At 40.2% G+C, this 15,421-nt stretch carries 10 protein-coding genes; 2 read left to right on the forward strand and 8 right to left on the reverse strand.

Annotation, left to right across the window (positions count from 1 at the left end; genetic code table 11):
• Window positions 1-10: 10 nt before the first annotated feature.
• The 4 genes from nagA to B1F84_RS17730 form a co-directional block, all read right to left on the reverse strand.
• Window positions 11-1,138 carry an N-acetylglucosamine-6-phosphate deacetylase gene (gene nagA, locus B1F84_RS17715; RefSeq protein WP_131692274.1) on the reverse strand — a complete coding sequence of 376 codons (1,128 nt, stop codon included), beginning with the start codon at window positions 1,136-1,138 and terminating at the stop codon, window positions 11-13.
• A complete protein-coding gene (locus B1F84_RS17720; RefSeq protein ID WP_008114364.1) occupies window positions 1,139-2,137 on the reverse strand; it encodes an SIS domain-containing protein in 999 nt (332 codons plus the stop codon). It lies immediately after the preceding gene.
• Entirely contained in the window at window positions 2,137-3,048 is a 912-nt protein-coding gene (locus B1F84_RS17725; RefSeq protein ID WP_131692275.1) for a BadF/BadG/BcrA/BcrD ATPase family protein, read from the reverse strand. Before B1F84_RS17725 ends, B1F84_RS17720 begins: the two co-directional genes overlap by 1 nt.
• 163 nt (window positions 3,049-3,211) lie before the next feature.
• Complete coding sequence (locus tag B1F84_RS17730) at window positions 3,212-5,902, reverse strand: family 20 glycosylhydrolase (RefSeq protein WP_131692276.1); 2,691 nt, start codon at window positions 5,900-5,902, stop codon at window positions 3,212-3,214.
• Window positions 5,903-6,476: 574 nt separating this feature from the next.
• Between B1F84_RS17730 and B1F84_RS17735 the strand changes: the two genes are divergently transcribed.
• Together B1F84_RS17735 and B1F84_RS17740 are read left to right on the forward strand one after the other, a co-directional pair.
• Complete coding sequence (locus B1F84_RS17735; protein ID WP_131692277.1) at window positions 6,477-7,493, forward strand: LacI family DNA-binding transcriptional regulator; 1,017 nt, start codon at window positions 6,477-6,479, stop codon at window positions 7,491-7,493.
• A gap of 265 nt (window positions 7,494-7,758) precedes the next feature.
• Window positions 7,759-8,484: a glutaredoxin gene (locus B1F84_RS17740; protein WP_131692278.1), complete on the forward strand. Its 726-nt coding sequence runs from the start codon at window positions 7,759-7,761 to the stop codon at window positions 8,482-8,484.
• 428 nt (window positions 8,485-8,912) lie between these two features.
• On the opposite strand, the gene arfA is transcribed toward B1F84_RS17740, so the two are convergent.
• The 4 genes from arfA to B1F84_RS17760 all read right to left on the reverse strand — a co-directional run bounded on the left by arfA (window position 8,913) and on the right by B1F84_RS17760 (window position 15,420).
• Window positions 8,913-9,113 (reverse strand): alternative ribosome rescue factor ArfA, encoded by a 201-nt coding sequence (gene arfA, locus B1F84_RS17745; RefSeq protein WP_008464937.1) that lies wholly within the window; start codon window positions 9,111-9,113, stop codon window positions 8,913-8,915.
• Window positions 9,114-9,288: 175 nt separating this feature from the next.
• On the reverse strand, window positions 9,289-11,817 hold the full coding sequence (locus B1F84_RS17750; protein ID WP_131692279.1) for a TonB-dependent receptor: 2,529 nt from the start codon (window positions 11,815-11,817) through the stop codon (window positions 9,289-9,291).
• A 439-nt stretch (window positions 11,818-12,256) separates the two neighbouring features.
• Window positions 12,257-13,414 (reverse strand): HDOD domain-containing protein, encoded by a 1,158-nt coding sequence (locus B1F84_RS17755; RefSeq protein ID WP_131692280.1) that lies wholly within the window; start codon window positions 13,412-13,414, stop codon window positions 12,257-12,259.
• Window positions 13,411-15,420, reverse strand: coding sequence for an EAL domain-containing protein (locus B1F84_RS17760; protein WP_131692281.1), 2,010 nt, complete (start codon window positions 15,418-15,420; stop codon window positions 13,411-13,413). The genes B1F84_RS17755 and B1F84_RS17760 overlap by 4 nt, the downstream gene beginning before the upstream one ends.
• Window position 15,421 lies beyond the last annotated feature (1 nt).

A 15,421-nucleotide genomic window follows, 5' to 3' on the forward strand; every position in this document is an offset into this window, starting at 1 on the left:
TATTATGTTGTTAACAAACCTGAGCGCCGCCAATCCACGTGCTAATGACTTGTTGTTGTGTGTTTAATTGTACAAAATCTGCTGGGCTACCCAGTACTAATCGCCCGTGTGTGGCAGGCAACTTTAAATACTGAGCAGGGTATAAACTGGCCATATTCAGCGCTTGCGCTAATGGCTGCTTTAAATGAGTTACAGTGTTTCTAACTGCGGTTGCCATATCAAGCGCAGAGCCGGCCAACTCACCGGTTGTAGACGTGAGCTTACCATTATCTAAGTTGACAGTTCGGTCAAAAAAAGCAAATTGAGTATCGTCTGTTCCCACTGGTGGCATCGCATCAGTAACTAAAAATACGCGCCCCATTGGTTTTGCTTTTAATGCCAGTTGGCATGCTGCGTAATCAACATGATGGCCATCAACAATTAAGCCACAGTAAGTATTATCATTTAATAATGCACACCCCACTACACCCGGCTCACGCCCTTGTAATGGCGACATAGCATTGTATAAATGCGTAAATCCGGTTGCCCCAGCATCAACGCCTTGTTGAGCCTGTGCAAAGCTTGCGTTGGTATGGCCTAAGCAAACCTGAATTCCTAAATCGCGCATTTTGGTAATATCGCTTGGTAATACATTTTCAGGCGCTAAGGTTACCACGACTTTACCTAAATCTTGGCGAGATAACACCTGCCATTCTTGTTCAGAAATAGGACGAATAAAATCAGCGCTGTGAGCGCCCTTTTTTGCCACTGACAAATGCGGGCCTTCAAAGTGAATACCAATAATACCTGGCGTTTGTTGGGCTATCGCCTTAGCAATTACATCGGCTGCTTGGCGCATTACTTCTACGGTGTCAGTAATTAACGTTGGCAGCATAGCAGTTGTACCGTATTTGGCATGTGCTAGCAGTATTTTTTTAACCCCAGCAACACTGCTAGTACGGTTAAACAATTCACCGCCACCGCCATTAACTTGTAGGTCAATAAAGCCAGGTGCAACTAAACCCGTTAGGTGCTCGTCTGCCTGCTGTACGTTATCATCTATTGCCGTAATAATACCCGCATCAACGCTTAGCACTTTGTCGTTAACAAAGTGCTCGCCATCAAAAAACTGGGCTACATGAATTCGTTTAACTGACATTTATAATGTCCTTGTTACTTTTTTAAGCCCCTTTGGCTCATCAGGATTAAAACCACGGCTTAATGCCACTTTTGCCACATCAAGGTAAAAACGCTGTAATACTAAAAATGGCGCTAATCGCGGGTGTACTTTAATACCTTGTTGGTTAAGGCTAATCACTTGTGCACCGCGTTTTTTGACCTCAGCAATTTGCTGCTGATGTGACTCTTTGGTTTCATCTTCAACCGAGCAATCTAAAATCACTAACCCTTGCTCAACTAAGGTCACCGGACCATGTAAAAACTCCGCACTACTAAATGACTCAGCATGAATAGCACACACCTCTTTAAGCTTAAGTGCCATTTCTTTTGAGATAGAAAACCCTAAACCTCGTGCCAATACCACCATATTCTTAATATTTGCAAACTCAGTAGGTTGTAGCTGAGTTGGTGAATCTATAATGGCATTAAGCGCGCTAGGTAACTCGTCAAGCCCTTGTAATAATGACTCATTTTGAGTCCAATTAGCAACAATATGTACTAGGGCTGATAACGTTGCCAAATAGCTTTTTGTTGCCGCCACCGAAATTTCATCGCCGGCTTTAAGAGGAACAAAATCATCGACTATGTCTTGTAGAGGTGACGCTTCATCGTTAACCAGTGCAATACAATAAGCGCCCGCCTCTTTCGCCATTTTTGCCTGGGCAAGAATGTCTGGGCTGCGTCCTGATTGAGAAATTACAATCACAACAGCGCCTTCAAGCTTTAATGTTTTACCATATACACTCGCCACTGATGGCGCTGCAGAACTGACCGGTACACCCGCTTCAATTTCAATTAAATATTTACCAAAAACACCAGCATGATCTGATGAACCGCGACCAATCATCATAACCACCTTAGGGGCCATATCGCGAAGCTTATGACCAATTTTTTCCACTAAAGGTTGGTTGGCAATAATTTGCTTTTCAATAACATTTGGCGTTTGCGCCGCTTCTTTTTCCATTAGTGTGTTAAACATCATAACTCCTGGCTGCTGTAATTAACGTGCTGTTGTTTAGCGTAAAGTACAGACCCCATTTCTGGTGACGATAATGGGGCTGATAAAATAGCTTGTATGTCTGGGTCTAACCATGTTGTCATCACGGTTGATAAGCCACCAATAAACGAAAGCCTAGGTGGGTTTTTATCTAATAATTGTCGTGCAATGTCGCTTAAATAAGCGCCACCTTCTTTTAAAATGGCAATTGCTGTGGCATCGTTCGCCTGTGCTGATTGAAAAACACATCCTGCAAGTTGCGCAAAAAAGGCTGCAGGCTTATTGGCAATCACTTCAACAAGTTGCATTGCATCGCTGACTTCTAAATAATTCATTAACAAGTTAGTAAGCGCACCACTTGGGATTAATTTATCTAGGCTAAGTAACACATACTGACAAGCAGTAAAACCAATCCATGCACCACTGCCTTTATCACCGTGTGGAAAGCCATGACCGCCAATCATAAACGATTGACCATTAACGTATGAAAATCCACACGAACCAGTGCCAGCAATCATCACTGCGCCATCGCCGCCCTGATGAGCGCCCATACAAGCAATGAGTAAATCAGTAGTTAAGTGCATGGTTTTAAATGGGTGTTGCCACTGCATCATTTGATTATGCAAACTTGGTAAGTTAACTCCGGCCAGACCTACTCCTGCAATAAGCTCAGATAAAGGCGTATCTTTAAGCCCTGCATCTTGTAATGCTAAACGCACTGATTGCTCAATAGAATGAGTTGCTTGATTAAACCCATGTAACGGGTTACCTGGGCCTGACACGCCGGTGCCGACTATGTCATTACAGCTATTGACGATAATTGCTTTACATTTAGTGCCGCCGCCATCGATCCCCACAAAGAGTTGATTGTTTTTAAGATTGTTGGTGATCATTTTTGCCTCTTAAGTTGTTCGACCGTTTTGCAAAACACTAAAATAAAACCGGACTGTCATACTGTATGAATCTTATACTAGCACAAATGACAGCGTTGTCATTATTTTTATTTACAAATAAATAACTTCTTTTTGTCTTCAATAATTTAAGGAAAAACGCACCTTATCGGTGCGTTACTTTAAGCTTTCTGCTAACACGATTTGCATAAGGCGTTTTAGAACGAACCCATACATCTTGTGTTACTTTGACTGGTTGTGTGTAGGTTTGCCATTGCTCAGACCCTTGTTTATATTCAATCACTAAACCAGGGTAAGCAATATTGGCAAACAACATACCGTTATCAATTTTAGCCCCCGCATTTGCAAGACGATAATGCACATCCGCACGTTCTAACTTGGCAAATTCCTTTAGCCCCATGGTGGCAGCAAATGTTTGCCATTGCTGATCGCGCTGCTGCTTTAATTCAGGGCTAAAGCGATTTGTTTGTTGGCTATAAACAAAGCCATTATGATCATACGGTACCGCCCAATCCGCTTTATGCCATGCACGCTGTGCCAGCGATAATAACCGTGGGAACAGCTTATATTCAGCCATATTATTGGTGCGTGTATTTTCGCTCCATAATTGACCCTGAATACCCACAAAACGTTTATCTTTTGCTAAAGGCGCGGATACAACCTTCCCTTGCTCATCATGCTTTAACGTGTCATCAGCTACATAAGGCTTATCTTCTCGATCGAGCCAAAATTCAGCATGAATAGGCAAATTATCTGGCATAAACTGAAATATCTTTTCAGTATTTATATGCCTTGAAGCCCAGTAATAACCATGCTCTTGTGGGTCTGCCTCATACGGGAAGTCAAAATACAATACATCTGGCGAAGAAAGCACTGCTTGCCAATTTCTATTAGCAAATTCATGTGCACGCTGATGGCCATTCCACATTAATAAATCCCAAACATTACCTTGCACAATCTCTGGCATATTTTCTGGGTTAGTATGCGATAAGCCATCGCTCCATGCTGCGGTTTCAATATTCATATCAGCCAACATATTGGCAATACGTTCAATAAAATAGCTGCCCAGCTGACCTGCTTCAGTAATTTCTAACTTATTTTGTTTAATAAAATCGGCACAAGCAGGTGAATCAACCCATGCACCTGCAGTTTCATCTGCGCCTATGTGATAACGAGTTAGCGGATGCTGTGCCTCACTATGAATACTTTTTACTTGTTCCATTACCTCACGGATAAACGCATAGGATGAGTCTAAACACACATTAATAGTATTGTCGTTATAATGTTGTACCGACGAATAGAGCGTTGTATCAAGCGGGTCATACAGTAAAAACTGTTCGGCTTTTTGTTTATCGCCTTGTTTTATGTATTTATTATAACGCGCTTGCATGGCTTTAATTGCAGCGCGAGAATGCCCTGGCATGTCAAGCGATGGGATCACTTGAATGTGGCGCGCACTCGCCGCTTTAAGTATTTCTTGGTAGTCAGCTACCGAATAGTAACCGTTTGCTGCACTTGAAGTATCTAGCCCTGCGCCTAATTGTGGCATTAAACATTGCTGCTCACTTTGATCAAAACAGCGCTTTGCACCTACATCGGTTAGCTCAGGAAGTGATGGAATTTCTAAACGCCAGCCTTCATCATCACCTAAGTGTAAATGTAGCTTGTTAAGTTTATAAGCTGCCATTTGATCAAGTAACTTTAAAATAAAGCCTTTGTCACGAAAGTTCCGTGCTACATCAACCAACACCCCTCTAAACTGATAATGCGGTGCATCAATAACCTCTCCCACAGGTAACATATCACTGTTAACTTGGTATAAACTCGCTAAACTTTGCAGAGCATAAAAAACACCCGTTTCGTCAGCGGCATCAATAACAACCTCATCGGCTTTAATCGCTAATTTATAACTGCCATTAAGCTGATCTTTTTTAACAGTGGAATTAAGTGTGACTTTAATTGCCGCTGCATCATCGCTTACATTAATACCTAACAGTGCCAAGCGCTCAATTGCAGCCAATACACTTGATTTATCAACTTCTGCATAGTTAATATTAAGCCCTTGGCTAATATCAAGCGTTTGAGTTTGACTAAACTCGCTAACGCGTGGGGTAGGTATAATTTGTTGAGCAATCACATTGCTTACTTGATTTTGCGAGGTTAAATAAGCTGAAAAGTCATACTTTTCATTACGCTCAAACAAGCGCTCAGCAGTAAGCCACTGAGTTTTATCGCTCTCAGTACGTTTAAACTGACGAGTGTAATCGGTATAAGGCTCTACATGTGGTAATAGCTCTAAGCCCGTCTCCAGGTCAATTTTAGGCCTTGTACTTTCAATCACTTTAGCGGTGTCATTGTTATTCACCACGATATAGTTAGGAATAGCGTCGCTTTGCGATAATGACCAAAAATGCGCATAAAAAGTAATCGTTTTAGTCTCACCGGCTTTAAAGCCAGTAAACCCGTCTTTAAGCTCAATAACATGAATATCGCCATTAACGTGTTTAATAGTAAATTCATCGCTAACCGACTTTTGTATTGGCGTAATTTGACTAAAGTAAATTTTCCATTGGTCAACATTGATCGCCGAGTTGGCAGTTAAATGTAAGTTTGCTTTAAAACAGTGACCGTTTTCAATATTTGGATCGCACTGAGCTGATGGGCGGTTATCAACTTGCTGATATTTTATTTGTAATGTGTTGGCAAGTAACTCCACCGCACTGTCGTTTGCAGGGCTTAGCTGAACCGATACGGTGTTTTGTTCATCAACATTGCCCTGACACGCACTTAAACCCAGTGCTAAGCAGCATGCTGTCAGTAATGATTTAATCTTCATTCGCTACTTTCCTCTATTGTATTAACTTAGTCACTTAAACACCTATTTCAAATGCTAAAAATTAAGTCGATTTTTCAATGCATTCATTCTTAGTGTGGTTAGTTTATGATGTACCATCAGCTAAAAAATATTTTATGCTTTTAAATCAATCACTATTCATATCTAGCAATTGCTACCTTAGCCAAACAATGCACTAACGAAGGTTTTAAATAATAATTAACATTGCGCTTCAACTTATGACAACGCTGTCATTTAACGGTTAATGTATCCTTTTTTTTCTTTTATAGCTACACAAGGGGGCAAAAAAGATACAAATAATTTACATGCATACGTATGGTTTTATTTTAAATCATTGTATTTAAATGAGATTTAAATATTACCAAATCATTACCTGAAACTTTATCTACCATTCTCACAAGAAAGGCGTATAAATTAACTGTTAATATTCAATGATGTCTTTATAATTTAGCCGTCAAATAATAAAAACCGAGTACAGTTAACTGCATTTGCTGTAGTTGTTTGCCGATAAAGATAATTTAGTGCCCAAAATGATATGTAAAGGTCTATTAAGCCGATGAGAACAACAATAAACGACGTGGCAAAAGATGCCGGGGTATCAATAAAAACGGTATCTAGAGTAATAAATAACGAAACCTCGGTACGTGACAACACCCGTGAAAAAGTCATGGCGTCGGTCGAAAAGTTGAACTTCCAGCCTAACTTAGCTGCAAGAAGTCTTGCAGGAACAAAAGCCTACAGCATAGCTTACATATACGACAACCCTAATGCGTACTATATCATCGATATGCAAAACGGTATTTTAGATGCGTGCAAAAAGCAAGGGTTTGAACTACTCATTCATCCTTGTGACGCTAAAGAAGCACATATTTTTGATGAAATTACGAATATGATTAAACGCACACGTATCGCGGGAATTTTACTCACCCCGCCCTTTTCTGAAATGCCTGAGTTTGTTGAAAAGCTAACTCAACTAGACCTAAAAGTTGTGCGTATTTTATCAGGGCACGACGCGCCTGACTCATTAACACCCTGTATTATGATTGACGATAATCTCGCCTCTAAATCAATTACTGAGCATCTAATTAATAACGGCCACACGCGCATCGGCTTTTTAGCTGGGGGCAGCGAACATAACTCGACCAAAGAACGCTTGGAAGGTTATAAAGCCGCGCTAGCCCAATACGACATTACTATAGATCCAAGTTTAATTATTGATGGCGAATATTCATTTGAGTCGGGGGTTGAGGGCGCTAAAACACTCATTAGCCAAACTAATAGGCCAACCGCTATCGTCTCATGTAACGATGAAATAGCCGCCGGTGCGTTATTTGCAGCCAGATTAATGAACATTGATATACCCAGCGAGCTTTCTATAACAGGGTTTGAGGATAGTCCATTCTCGCGTCAAACCTGGCCAAAACTCACCACCGCTCATCAGCCAAATAATAAAATCGCCGAGGATGCGGCTAGCTTGTTAATAGCTCAAATTCGTAATGGCAATGACCGCGATATTATAAAACTATACACTCCTGAACTCGTCGTCAGAGACTCTACCGCACGCCCTAGTTAACCGTGTAAATAGGATCACCGTATCATTAATATTCCCCTGTGCGTTGTAAAAAAACTTCAGCGCAGGGTTATATTAAAAAACGGCCTACTTTTTGAATATACCTTCTGTATTACTGAGTTTATTAACAGTTAGACGGCTTTCAGTGTAAATTTTACACTTAGGGTCGGTTGATCTTTCAAGGTTACATAACTCAGTTCAACTCTCTAATACCGATTCACTTAATTAAGTATTATTGCAAATTGGTATAAATATGCAGGAGTAAATTATGGCCAAGTCAGCCCAATTGTATAGAATGGCAACCGATGAACATATTTGCCCATTTGGTTTAAAATCTAAAGATTTGCTTGAACGTCAAGGCTTTGAAGTAGACGATCACTTGCTCACCTCAAGAGCGCAAACCAATGCGTTTAAACAGCAACACGACTTAGAAACAACACCACAAACGTTTATAGATGATAAGCGCATAGGTGGCTACGATGAGCTTAGAAGTTTCTTTAATAAATCGCCTGCCGGTCAGCAAGGTACAACCTATACCCCTGTGATAGCGATTTTTGCGGTTACCTTGTTGCTCAGTTTCGCTTTTTCGTTAAGTGGTGCAGGGCTAAGCATGTATACACTTGAGCTTTTCGTGGCATTAACCATGGCCGTACTAGCCATTCAAAAGCTACAAGATTTAACCAGCTTCTCAAACTCGTTTATCACTTACGACTTACTCGCCATGAAAGTGATCCCTTATGCTTATGTATATCCATTTTTAGAAGCCTTTGTGGGTATAGGTATGATTGCAGCGCTGCCCGCTTATTCAATTGCCCCTATCTCTTTATTTATAGGTAGTATTGGCGCAGTCTCTGTTATTAAAGCTGTATACATAGACAAGCGAGCACTAAAATGTGCCTGTGTTGGCGGCGATAGTAATGTACCCCTTGGCTTTATTTCATTAACCGAAAACCTATTTATGATAGCTGCCGGTATATGGATGCTAGTTAAATAATATAAAAGCGCGGTAAGTTACAACTTACCGCGTCCTTCATATTTTGATAGCGGGCTACGAGCTGCGGGAGGCGCTGCGCTAAAAGTGCAGGTTCTGGGTTTTAGGTTCTGGGTTTTAGGTTTTAGGTTTTAGGTTTTAGGTTTTAGGTTTTAGGAATAGTATGACTAGATACTAGGTTGTTTGCACAAGCTCGCTACTCGTCACTCGAAACCTGTTGCCTGTTTACTTTCTTCTCATTCGCTTCTCTGTGGTCAAATAGGTTTTAGTAAAATTTTCACATAGAGGTTATGAGACGCTGCGCGGAAAGAGAAGGCTAAAGGTGCTAGGTTGTGTTCGCTGCTCGTGACTCGAAACCCGTAGCTCGTAGCTCGTAGCTCGAAGCCTGCCTTATTTCGGTAAGTTCAAAAGCCCTATTTGATCGGTGCTAATTAAGCCGCGATTAAATAGGACTCTTGTCCTGCATGTTTATTGTTGCGTTTAAACGAGCCTTTGCCTTTTTTAGCTTTAACCACTTGCGGTTTAAATACTTTAGAGGTTACCAGTGCTGCTAATGCGTTGTGTTTAATCACGCCGCGGCCGGTGTCTACGGCGGATTTATTAACCGCTTTTGCTTTGCATTTTTTAGTCATATTATTTCCTATTCGTTAAAAATAAAAGAATCACTCGAAGGAGCAATGCGCCTTCGTTATGGATGGCGATTGTAGGCTTAATTTTCAAGCATGCAATCATTTTTAATGCTGTTTTAAATATATTTTAGCCATAAAAAAAGCGCCGTTTATAACGGCGCCTATTTAGCTTATAAAATTAAAAACTAAAACTTAATTTTGCATAGTAACTACGGCCATCAAAGCCATAGGGTACAGCACGCAATGGGTATTTAAATGCCCCATTAGAGATAGCATTTAATACTTCATCATCACCTAATTCATCCGGTGTTTCGTCAAATACGTTGTCTGCGCCAACCGATAACGCAAACATCTCGTTAATTTGATAACTTACATTTAAATCCACTAATACGGCTGATTCTACCGTACTCGTCGCTTTAAATGAGCCATCAGTAGCTAGCTCAATATGATCGTTAGCAAAATACTTCACATCGGTTTCGCCAAAGTAATTAAAGCGGATCATTGAGCTGTACGAATCACGCTCATAATCAAAAGTAAGCGTTGCACGTTCACCCGGTTGTCCGTCGGTTAAAAAGCTACTTTGAATGTCATCAAGTGCTACACTTTTTGGAATGCCGGGAGCTGCATTCACACTATCAATTTTAGTTTCGTTTAAGTTACCCGCAAACGTAGCAGAAAAATTACCATCATATAAATCGGTGCGGTATGACGCAATAATGTCCACGCCTTGAGTGGTTGAGTTTACAGAGTTTGAAAAGTAATTCGCTTGCACTGCACCCGTTGCTTGCAGAGCAGCAACCGCCTCAGGACTAAACGCCACATCATCCGCCGACAACAAGCTACCTAATGTAATACGGTCTTCAATTTCTACTCGGTAAAAGTCCACCGTTAGCGATAAATCACTGGTCACATCGTAAACAAAACCGGCACTGTAGTTAGTTGATGTTTCAAGCTTTAAAGTATCAACACCTAAAGCAGCAGGGAACGCTGAACCTGTTGTCGCAGTAAACGACTGACTTAACGTGCCGTCAGACCCTAAGTTAGTGGTAAAAGCAGTGTAACCACTTTGCTGTAATGATGGTGCTCTAAAACCCGTTGATAACGCACCACGTACCGCAAAATCATCATTAAATTCGTAACGTGTTGCCACTTTACCTATGATGTCGTCACCCGCATTCGAAAAATCTTCATAGCGAAGTGCGCCACTCACATTCCACGCATCGTTAATCATGGTTTCTGCATCCACATATACTGCGTAACTATCACGATCGCTTTTGTTTGAAGCTTCAGGGCGAAGGCCGTTATAAGCTTGAAAACCACATTGTGCAAATTGACCCGGATCGTTCACCGATGGGTATGAGGTATCCGTGTTGGCTGTTCCACATGCGTATGATGCTTCTTCACCGGGTACAATTTCATAGTTTTCTTTACGGTATTCAGCGCCAATTGAAACATAAACAGGCTCACTACGACCAATATCAACAATCCCGTTTATATCTGCATTAAAGGTTGTTTGATCAAACCTAAAACCACCCGAGTATCCCTCTGTTGGGCCAGCATTCGCGGCTATATCGGCATCGCTTGCATCCGGGTTATTAAATAAATACTCCGCCGCGTATGACGCATTTAAAGTATTGCGTGAGGTAAAATCGTATTGGTTTTCACCATAAACTGCAGAAACATCGTAGGTCCAATCAGGGTTAATTTCACCTTTAAAACCAACTGATACCGAAATATCTTGTGCTTCATTATCTATTTGCGGTAAAAAACCGTCGCTGTAAACTTGCGTTACGTTTTTAGACGCTTCATTAAAATTACGGTAAAAGCCGTTGCCTAGTGCAGTTCGCTCAGAGTAACCACCAAATGAGTAAAGCTCCCCCTCACCCATTGGCAACGCCATATTGTAAAATACCGAAGTAAATTCACTCTCTGCATTACCTTGTCCCCAACGTACTTCGTCCGATAAAGTACCTGGTGCGACATCAAGTGAACCACCGGTATCTCGCTCTGCGCGGTTAGTTTTATCTGCATCGCGGTACTCAAGCGATAAATTAATAAAACCGCCTTCATTACCTAATTCAAAACCACGATTTAAACCCGCAGAAATTGTTTCTCCATCACCTATCGCCGTTTCGCCATATTGTACGTACCCGGTGGTTAAATCTGTTGAGTTATTAAGTGATAAGTTGATAACCCCTGCAATTGCATCTGAGCCATACTGCGCCGCCGCACCATCACGCAACACTTCAACCCCTTTTAAAGCAATAAGCGGGATCGCATTCATATCAGTACCCGCAGAGCCGCCGCCCACAGTACTGGTTAAACCAAAAATAGATTGATTATGACGGCGTTTACCGTTTACTAAAACCAAAGTTTGATCTGGTTGTAAGCCGCGTAATGTAGCAGGGCGAAATAAATCTGAACCATCAGAAACCTGTGTACGCGAGAAGTTAAATGACGGTGCCGTTGCCTGTAAGCTTTGGCCAAGCTCGGTAAAGCCACCTTTATTTAAATCATCTGCGTCAATTAAATCAATAGGTGATGACGACTCAGTGGCAGTTCGGTTTGAAACTCGCGATCCTAAAACAGATATTTGTTCGATATTTTTTTCAGCTTTAGCAGGCGCTTCTTGTGCATTAACCATACTTGGCGCACTGAAAGCAAAAGCAACCGCTACAGCCAATGTGTTTAAACGATATGTTGACATAATGATGACCCTGTTTTGTGTATTCTTATAATGTGTGTGGGGTATATTCCTTTATCCCCTTGCCAACATCCTAGCAACATACACAAACAAAAAGAAACAAAAAAATTGATAAAATTAGCATAAGAATGCAAATAACTTTAAAAACAGGAAAATAACACCTTTAAAAGCTCAAAATACAACCAAAGTAGCAATTTAATATCACAACCCCAAAAGTTAATGTAATGTTAACATTAAGGTTTCGTTTATAATTAGTAAAAACAACAGTTTTGTATGTTTTTTACCCTGAACTGGGTAAAAAACACACTCCAAATGACGTTTTATGCGGTTTTTATTAGACTAAAGTAGATAGCAAAAGGTAAGAAAGGGTACTCAGCAGAAACTATAAATAGGTCGTTATGTAGTACTGTCCGTTTTTAAACAATATTTTATACAGGCCTATTTAAGAGGTGTAACTATGCCAATCAAACTCACTAATAAGATGACAAAGTAGAGGGTCTACGCCTGTTGATTCACAGTACGCACGTAATTGCATGGGGGTTTGTTTATCAAAAATAACTTGCCTAACTACATATAACATATGATTGAATGTGATTAGATCATTATCATTAATACCAGCTAAATCATGGCAACTCATCAGTAAGTTACATATTTTAGTATCGTATCCCCATAACTTTAAAACGTAGGCCGAAATAAAATTGGCACTTACGTACCCATCGGCCATAGTTTGGGCATGCTCATCTGGCGCATCGCTTTGAGCTTGAGACAATAAAATAATCTTGCCAACAAAACTCAATAACGCCACCGAGAAAAGTAGCTCTTGATGTTGTAGACTAAACCCAGCTTGTTTAGCAAAGCGCTTAACACAGCTAGCGTAATTCGCCGCTATATTTAATTGCTTTTCATGTACGTCACTAGGAATAGACGATTCAAAATTTTTAGCAACTAATAAAGACGTCGTAATTGCCATTAATATGGTAATTCCAAGCCTCGATACAGCTTCATCTATTGACGATGTAGGCCTAACAAAACCAAGATAAGCGGAGTTTGCAAGTTGTAACAATTTAGCCGTTATTATTGGCTCTTGGGAAACAACATTGGCTATATCGTGCAAATCAAATTCATTGCTTTGTATTAAGTCTCTAAGTTCTTTTAAAATAAGAGGGTAAACAGGAAAGCTAATCATAGCCCCTAACTGCCTGCGCACATTAAAAGCAAAAGGTAACGACTTTAACGCCGCTACATTGTCAAAAAGCGCGGTTATATCTGCTTCATTAAACGGCTTAGCAAGATAAGCATGAACAACATTAGGTTGTCGCATCATAGTACTAAGCGTCATATCGCCGGTAAGTAACGCCCTCACTGGATAGGGGTTTTGTGAAGAGCACTGCTCTAAAACATCCAATCCATTCATTTGCGGCATTAAATAATCACTTAATACTAAATCTAAGTCTTGCTTAGTGTTTAGCAGCTGCCAAAATTCATCAATATCAGAGGTTGTCATTATATCAACCTCTGGATAGGCTCGATGAATAGTCCTTTGTAATACTTTTAATAAAAAAGCATCATCGTCTAGTATGACGACCGTTATCGAACTCATTGCGCACCTTGAGAATTAAAATGGTTTAAATAATTACAAAAATCATTCTGCTCTAAAGGCTCACTGTAGTAATAGCCTTGTATGTAGTCACACCCTAACTTTTTAATTAATTCACATTGATAGGCTGTTTCTACCCCCTCAGCAACAACTTTTAAATTTAGATCATGCGACATACGCGTAATATTACGAACCATACTTTGCATCGCTAAAGACGATTCAATATCAGTAATAAGGGTTCTATCTAGTTTAACGCCATCTACAGGCAGCTTTGAAAGGTAGCCAAGTGATGAGTAACCTACACCAAAGTCATCAATCAATAGCTTAAACCCTAACGATCTTAGCCTTATTAATTGCTGTTCGCAGGTAGTAAAATCTTCGATTAGATAAGTTTCTGTTAACTCAAAAACTAACTGTGCCGGCTCTAAACTATTGCTGCTTAAACACTCGAGCATGTAGTCAATCCAATCGGGATCATCTTTTAATTGCCTAGCAGACAAGTTAATTGCTAATACACCCACGCCTGTTTTGTTATCACCCCAATATTTTAGTGTTTTACAGCTTTGAGAAATAACCCAGCGCCCTATTGAGATAATTTGACCATCGCATTCAGCAATAGGGATAAAATGAGCTGGCGCTACCCAGCCATGTTTACTCGGCTCATACCAGCGAATTAACGCCTCAGCAATAAATATTTGGCCTGTTTTAGTATCAATCTTTGGTTGAAAGCGTAATGAAAGCTCATCTTTATTTACCGCTGTTAATAATAAACGGCTTAACTCAAAATTCTTTTTATAATCTGCGACCAGCTGAGGGTCAAAGCGAGAACAAATACGCTGCTGATCACCTACTTGATAATTCATCGTCAACTGCATTTGATTAACGAGTTCTTTTCCCTCTAAGCTATCCTCAGGAAACAAACCATACACCCCATAAAGCTGCACATGAGCATCGGTGTATTTACTAGGGAGTACTTTTTTCAGATCATTCATCGCCTTATTTAAATCGGTTAAAATTTCACTATCAGATTTAATTTCAGGAACAAATAATACGAACCGATCGGCGCTCTTATGAAGAACTTTGACCGCTTTTTCTGATACACCTTTTAGCACTTCCAAAACCAATTTTACAAGGTGGCTGCCATCTTCTTCCCCTAGCAGATCATTGATTAATTGAAACTGCGCAATACCTATATAAACTAATGCATAACATTCTTTATTCGCTTCACATAAAGCTAAATGATTATAAAAGTCAGACTCGTTGGTTACCACCGACTGTGTTCTGGTGAGTTGAAAAATGTTACTCATGCTATTTGAGTTGCTTGATAACTTTAAAAGTTGATAAGAATCATCATTTAAACAACGCTCTATCATAACTTCTTCGCTTTTAGCTAGATCAGAGGCGTGTGCGTAATTAATAAAAAGTGTACTGCTTTTCTTATCAATAAAAGCCTGGCTTACCGCTTTATTTTGAGCTGTATCTAAATGGGCGAGGTGTTTATTTTCATATAAATGAATATCTGGAATGATTTCAGCGGCAGGCGCGTTAAAACGATTAATAATACCGTTATTGTCTATTTCTATTAGGCCAGACATGCTGCCCATTAATAATTGATCTCTTACTCTTTTAGCTCGGCGCTGTTCATATTTTACTTGCGCCTCGCTAATGTTCTCAAGTAGCTCACTATCGACCCATGGCTTTTCTAAAAAACGAAATACCAATCCCTGATTCAATAACTCAACCACAGACTTAAAATCAGCATATCCACTTAGCACTAAGTTTACGCAATCGGGCCAGCGACTTTTAACCTGCCGTAATAAGTCAGCGCCGTTCATTTCTGGCATTCTAAAGTCAGTAATGATGATTTCAATTTGATTAGCCGCTAATATTTCAAGCGCTTCAAAACCAGTGGATGCTGTTATTACATCATAACCAGAACGAACAAGTACTCGCTTTAAAGACTTCAATACATTGAGTTCATCGTCTACTAATAAAATTCGCAAAGCCACT

Origin of the sequence: Pseudoalteromonas sp. DL-6 (assembly GCF_004328665.1) — a bacterium.
In the GTDB taxonomy this organism is placed as follows: Bacteria; Pseudomonadota; Gammaproteobacteria; order Enterobacterales; family Alteromonadaceae; genus Pseudoalteromonas.

Coding starts and splice junctions, on each gene's coding strand:
- B1F84_RS17735 (WP_131692277.1), top strand. CDS start 6,477: ATGAGAACAACAATAAACGACGTGGCAAAAGATGCCGGGGTATCAATA.
- B1F84_RS17720 (WP_008114364.1), bottom strand. CDS start 2,137: ATGTTTAACACACTAATGGAAAAAGAAGCGGCGCAAACGCCAAATGTT.
- nagA (WP_131692274.1), bottom strand. CDS start 1,138: ATGTCAGTTAAACGAATTCATGTAGCCCAGTTTTTTGATGGCGAGCAC.
- B1F84_RS17740 (WP_131692278.1), top strand. CDS start 7,759: ATGGCCAAGTCAGCCCAATTGTATAGAATGGCAACCGATGAACATATT.
- arfA (WP_008464937.1), bottom strand. CDS start 9,113: ATGACTAAAAAATGCAAAGCAAAAGCGGTTAATAAATCCGCCGTAGAC.
- B1F84_RS17750 (WP_131692279.1), bottom strand. CDS start 11,817: ATGTCAACATATCGTTTAAACACATTGGCTGTAGCGGTTGCTTTTGCT.
- B1F84_RS17730 (WP_131692276.1), bottom strand. CDS start 5,902: ATGAAGATTAAATCATTACTGACAGCATGCTGCTTAGCACTGGGTTTA.
- B1F84_RS17725 (WP_131692275.1), bottom strand. CDS start 3,048: ATGATCACCAACAATCTTAAAAACAATCAACTCTTTGTGGGGATCGAT.
- B1F84_RS17755 (WP_131692280.1), bottom strand. CDS start 13,414: ATGAGTTCGATAACGGTCGTCATACTAGACGATGATGCTTTTTTATTA.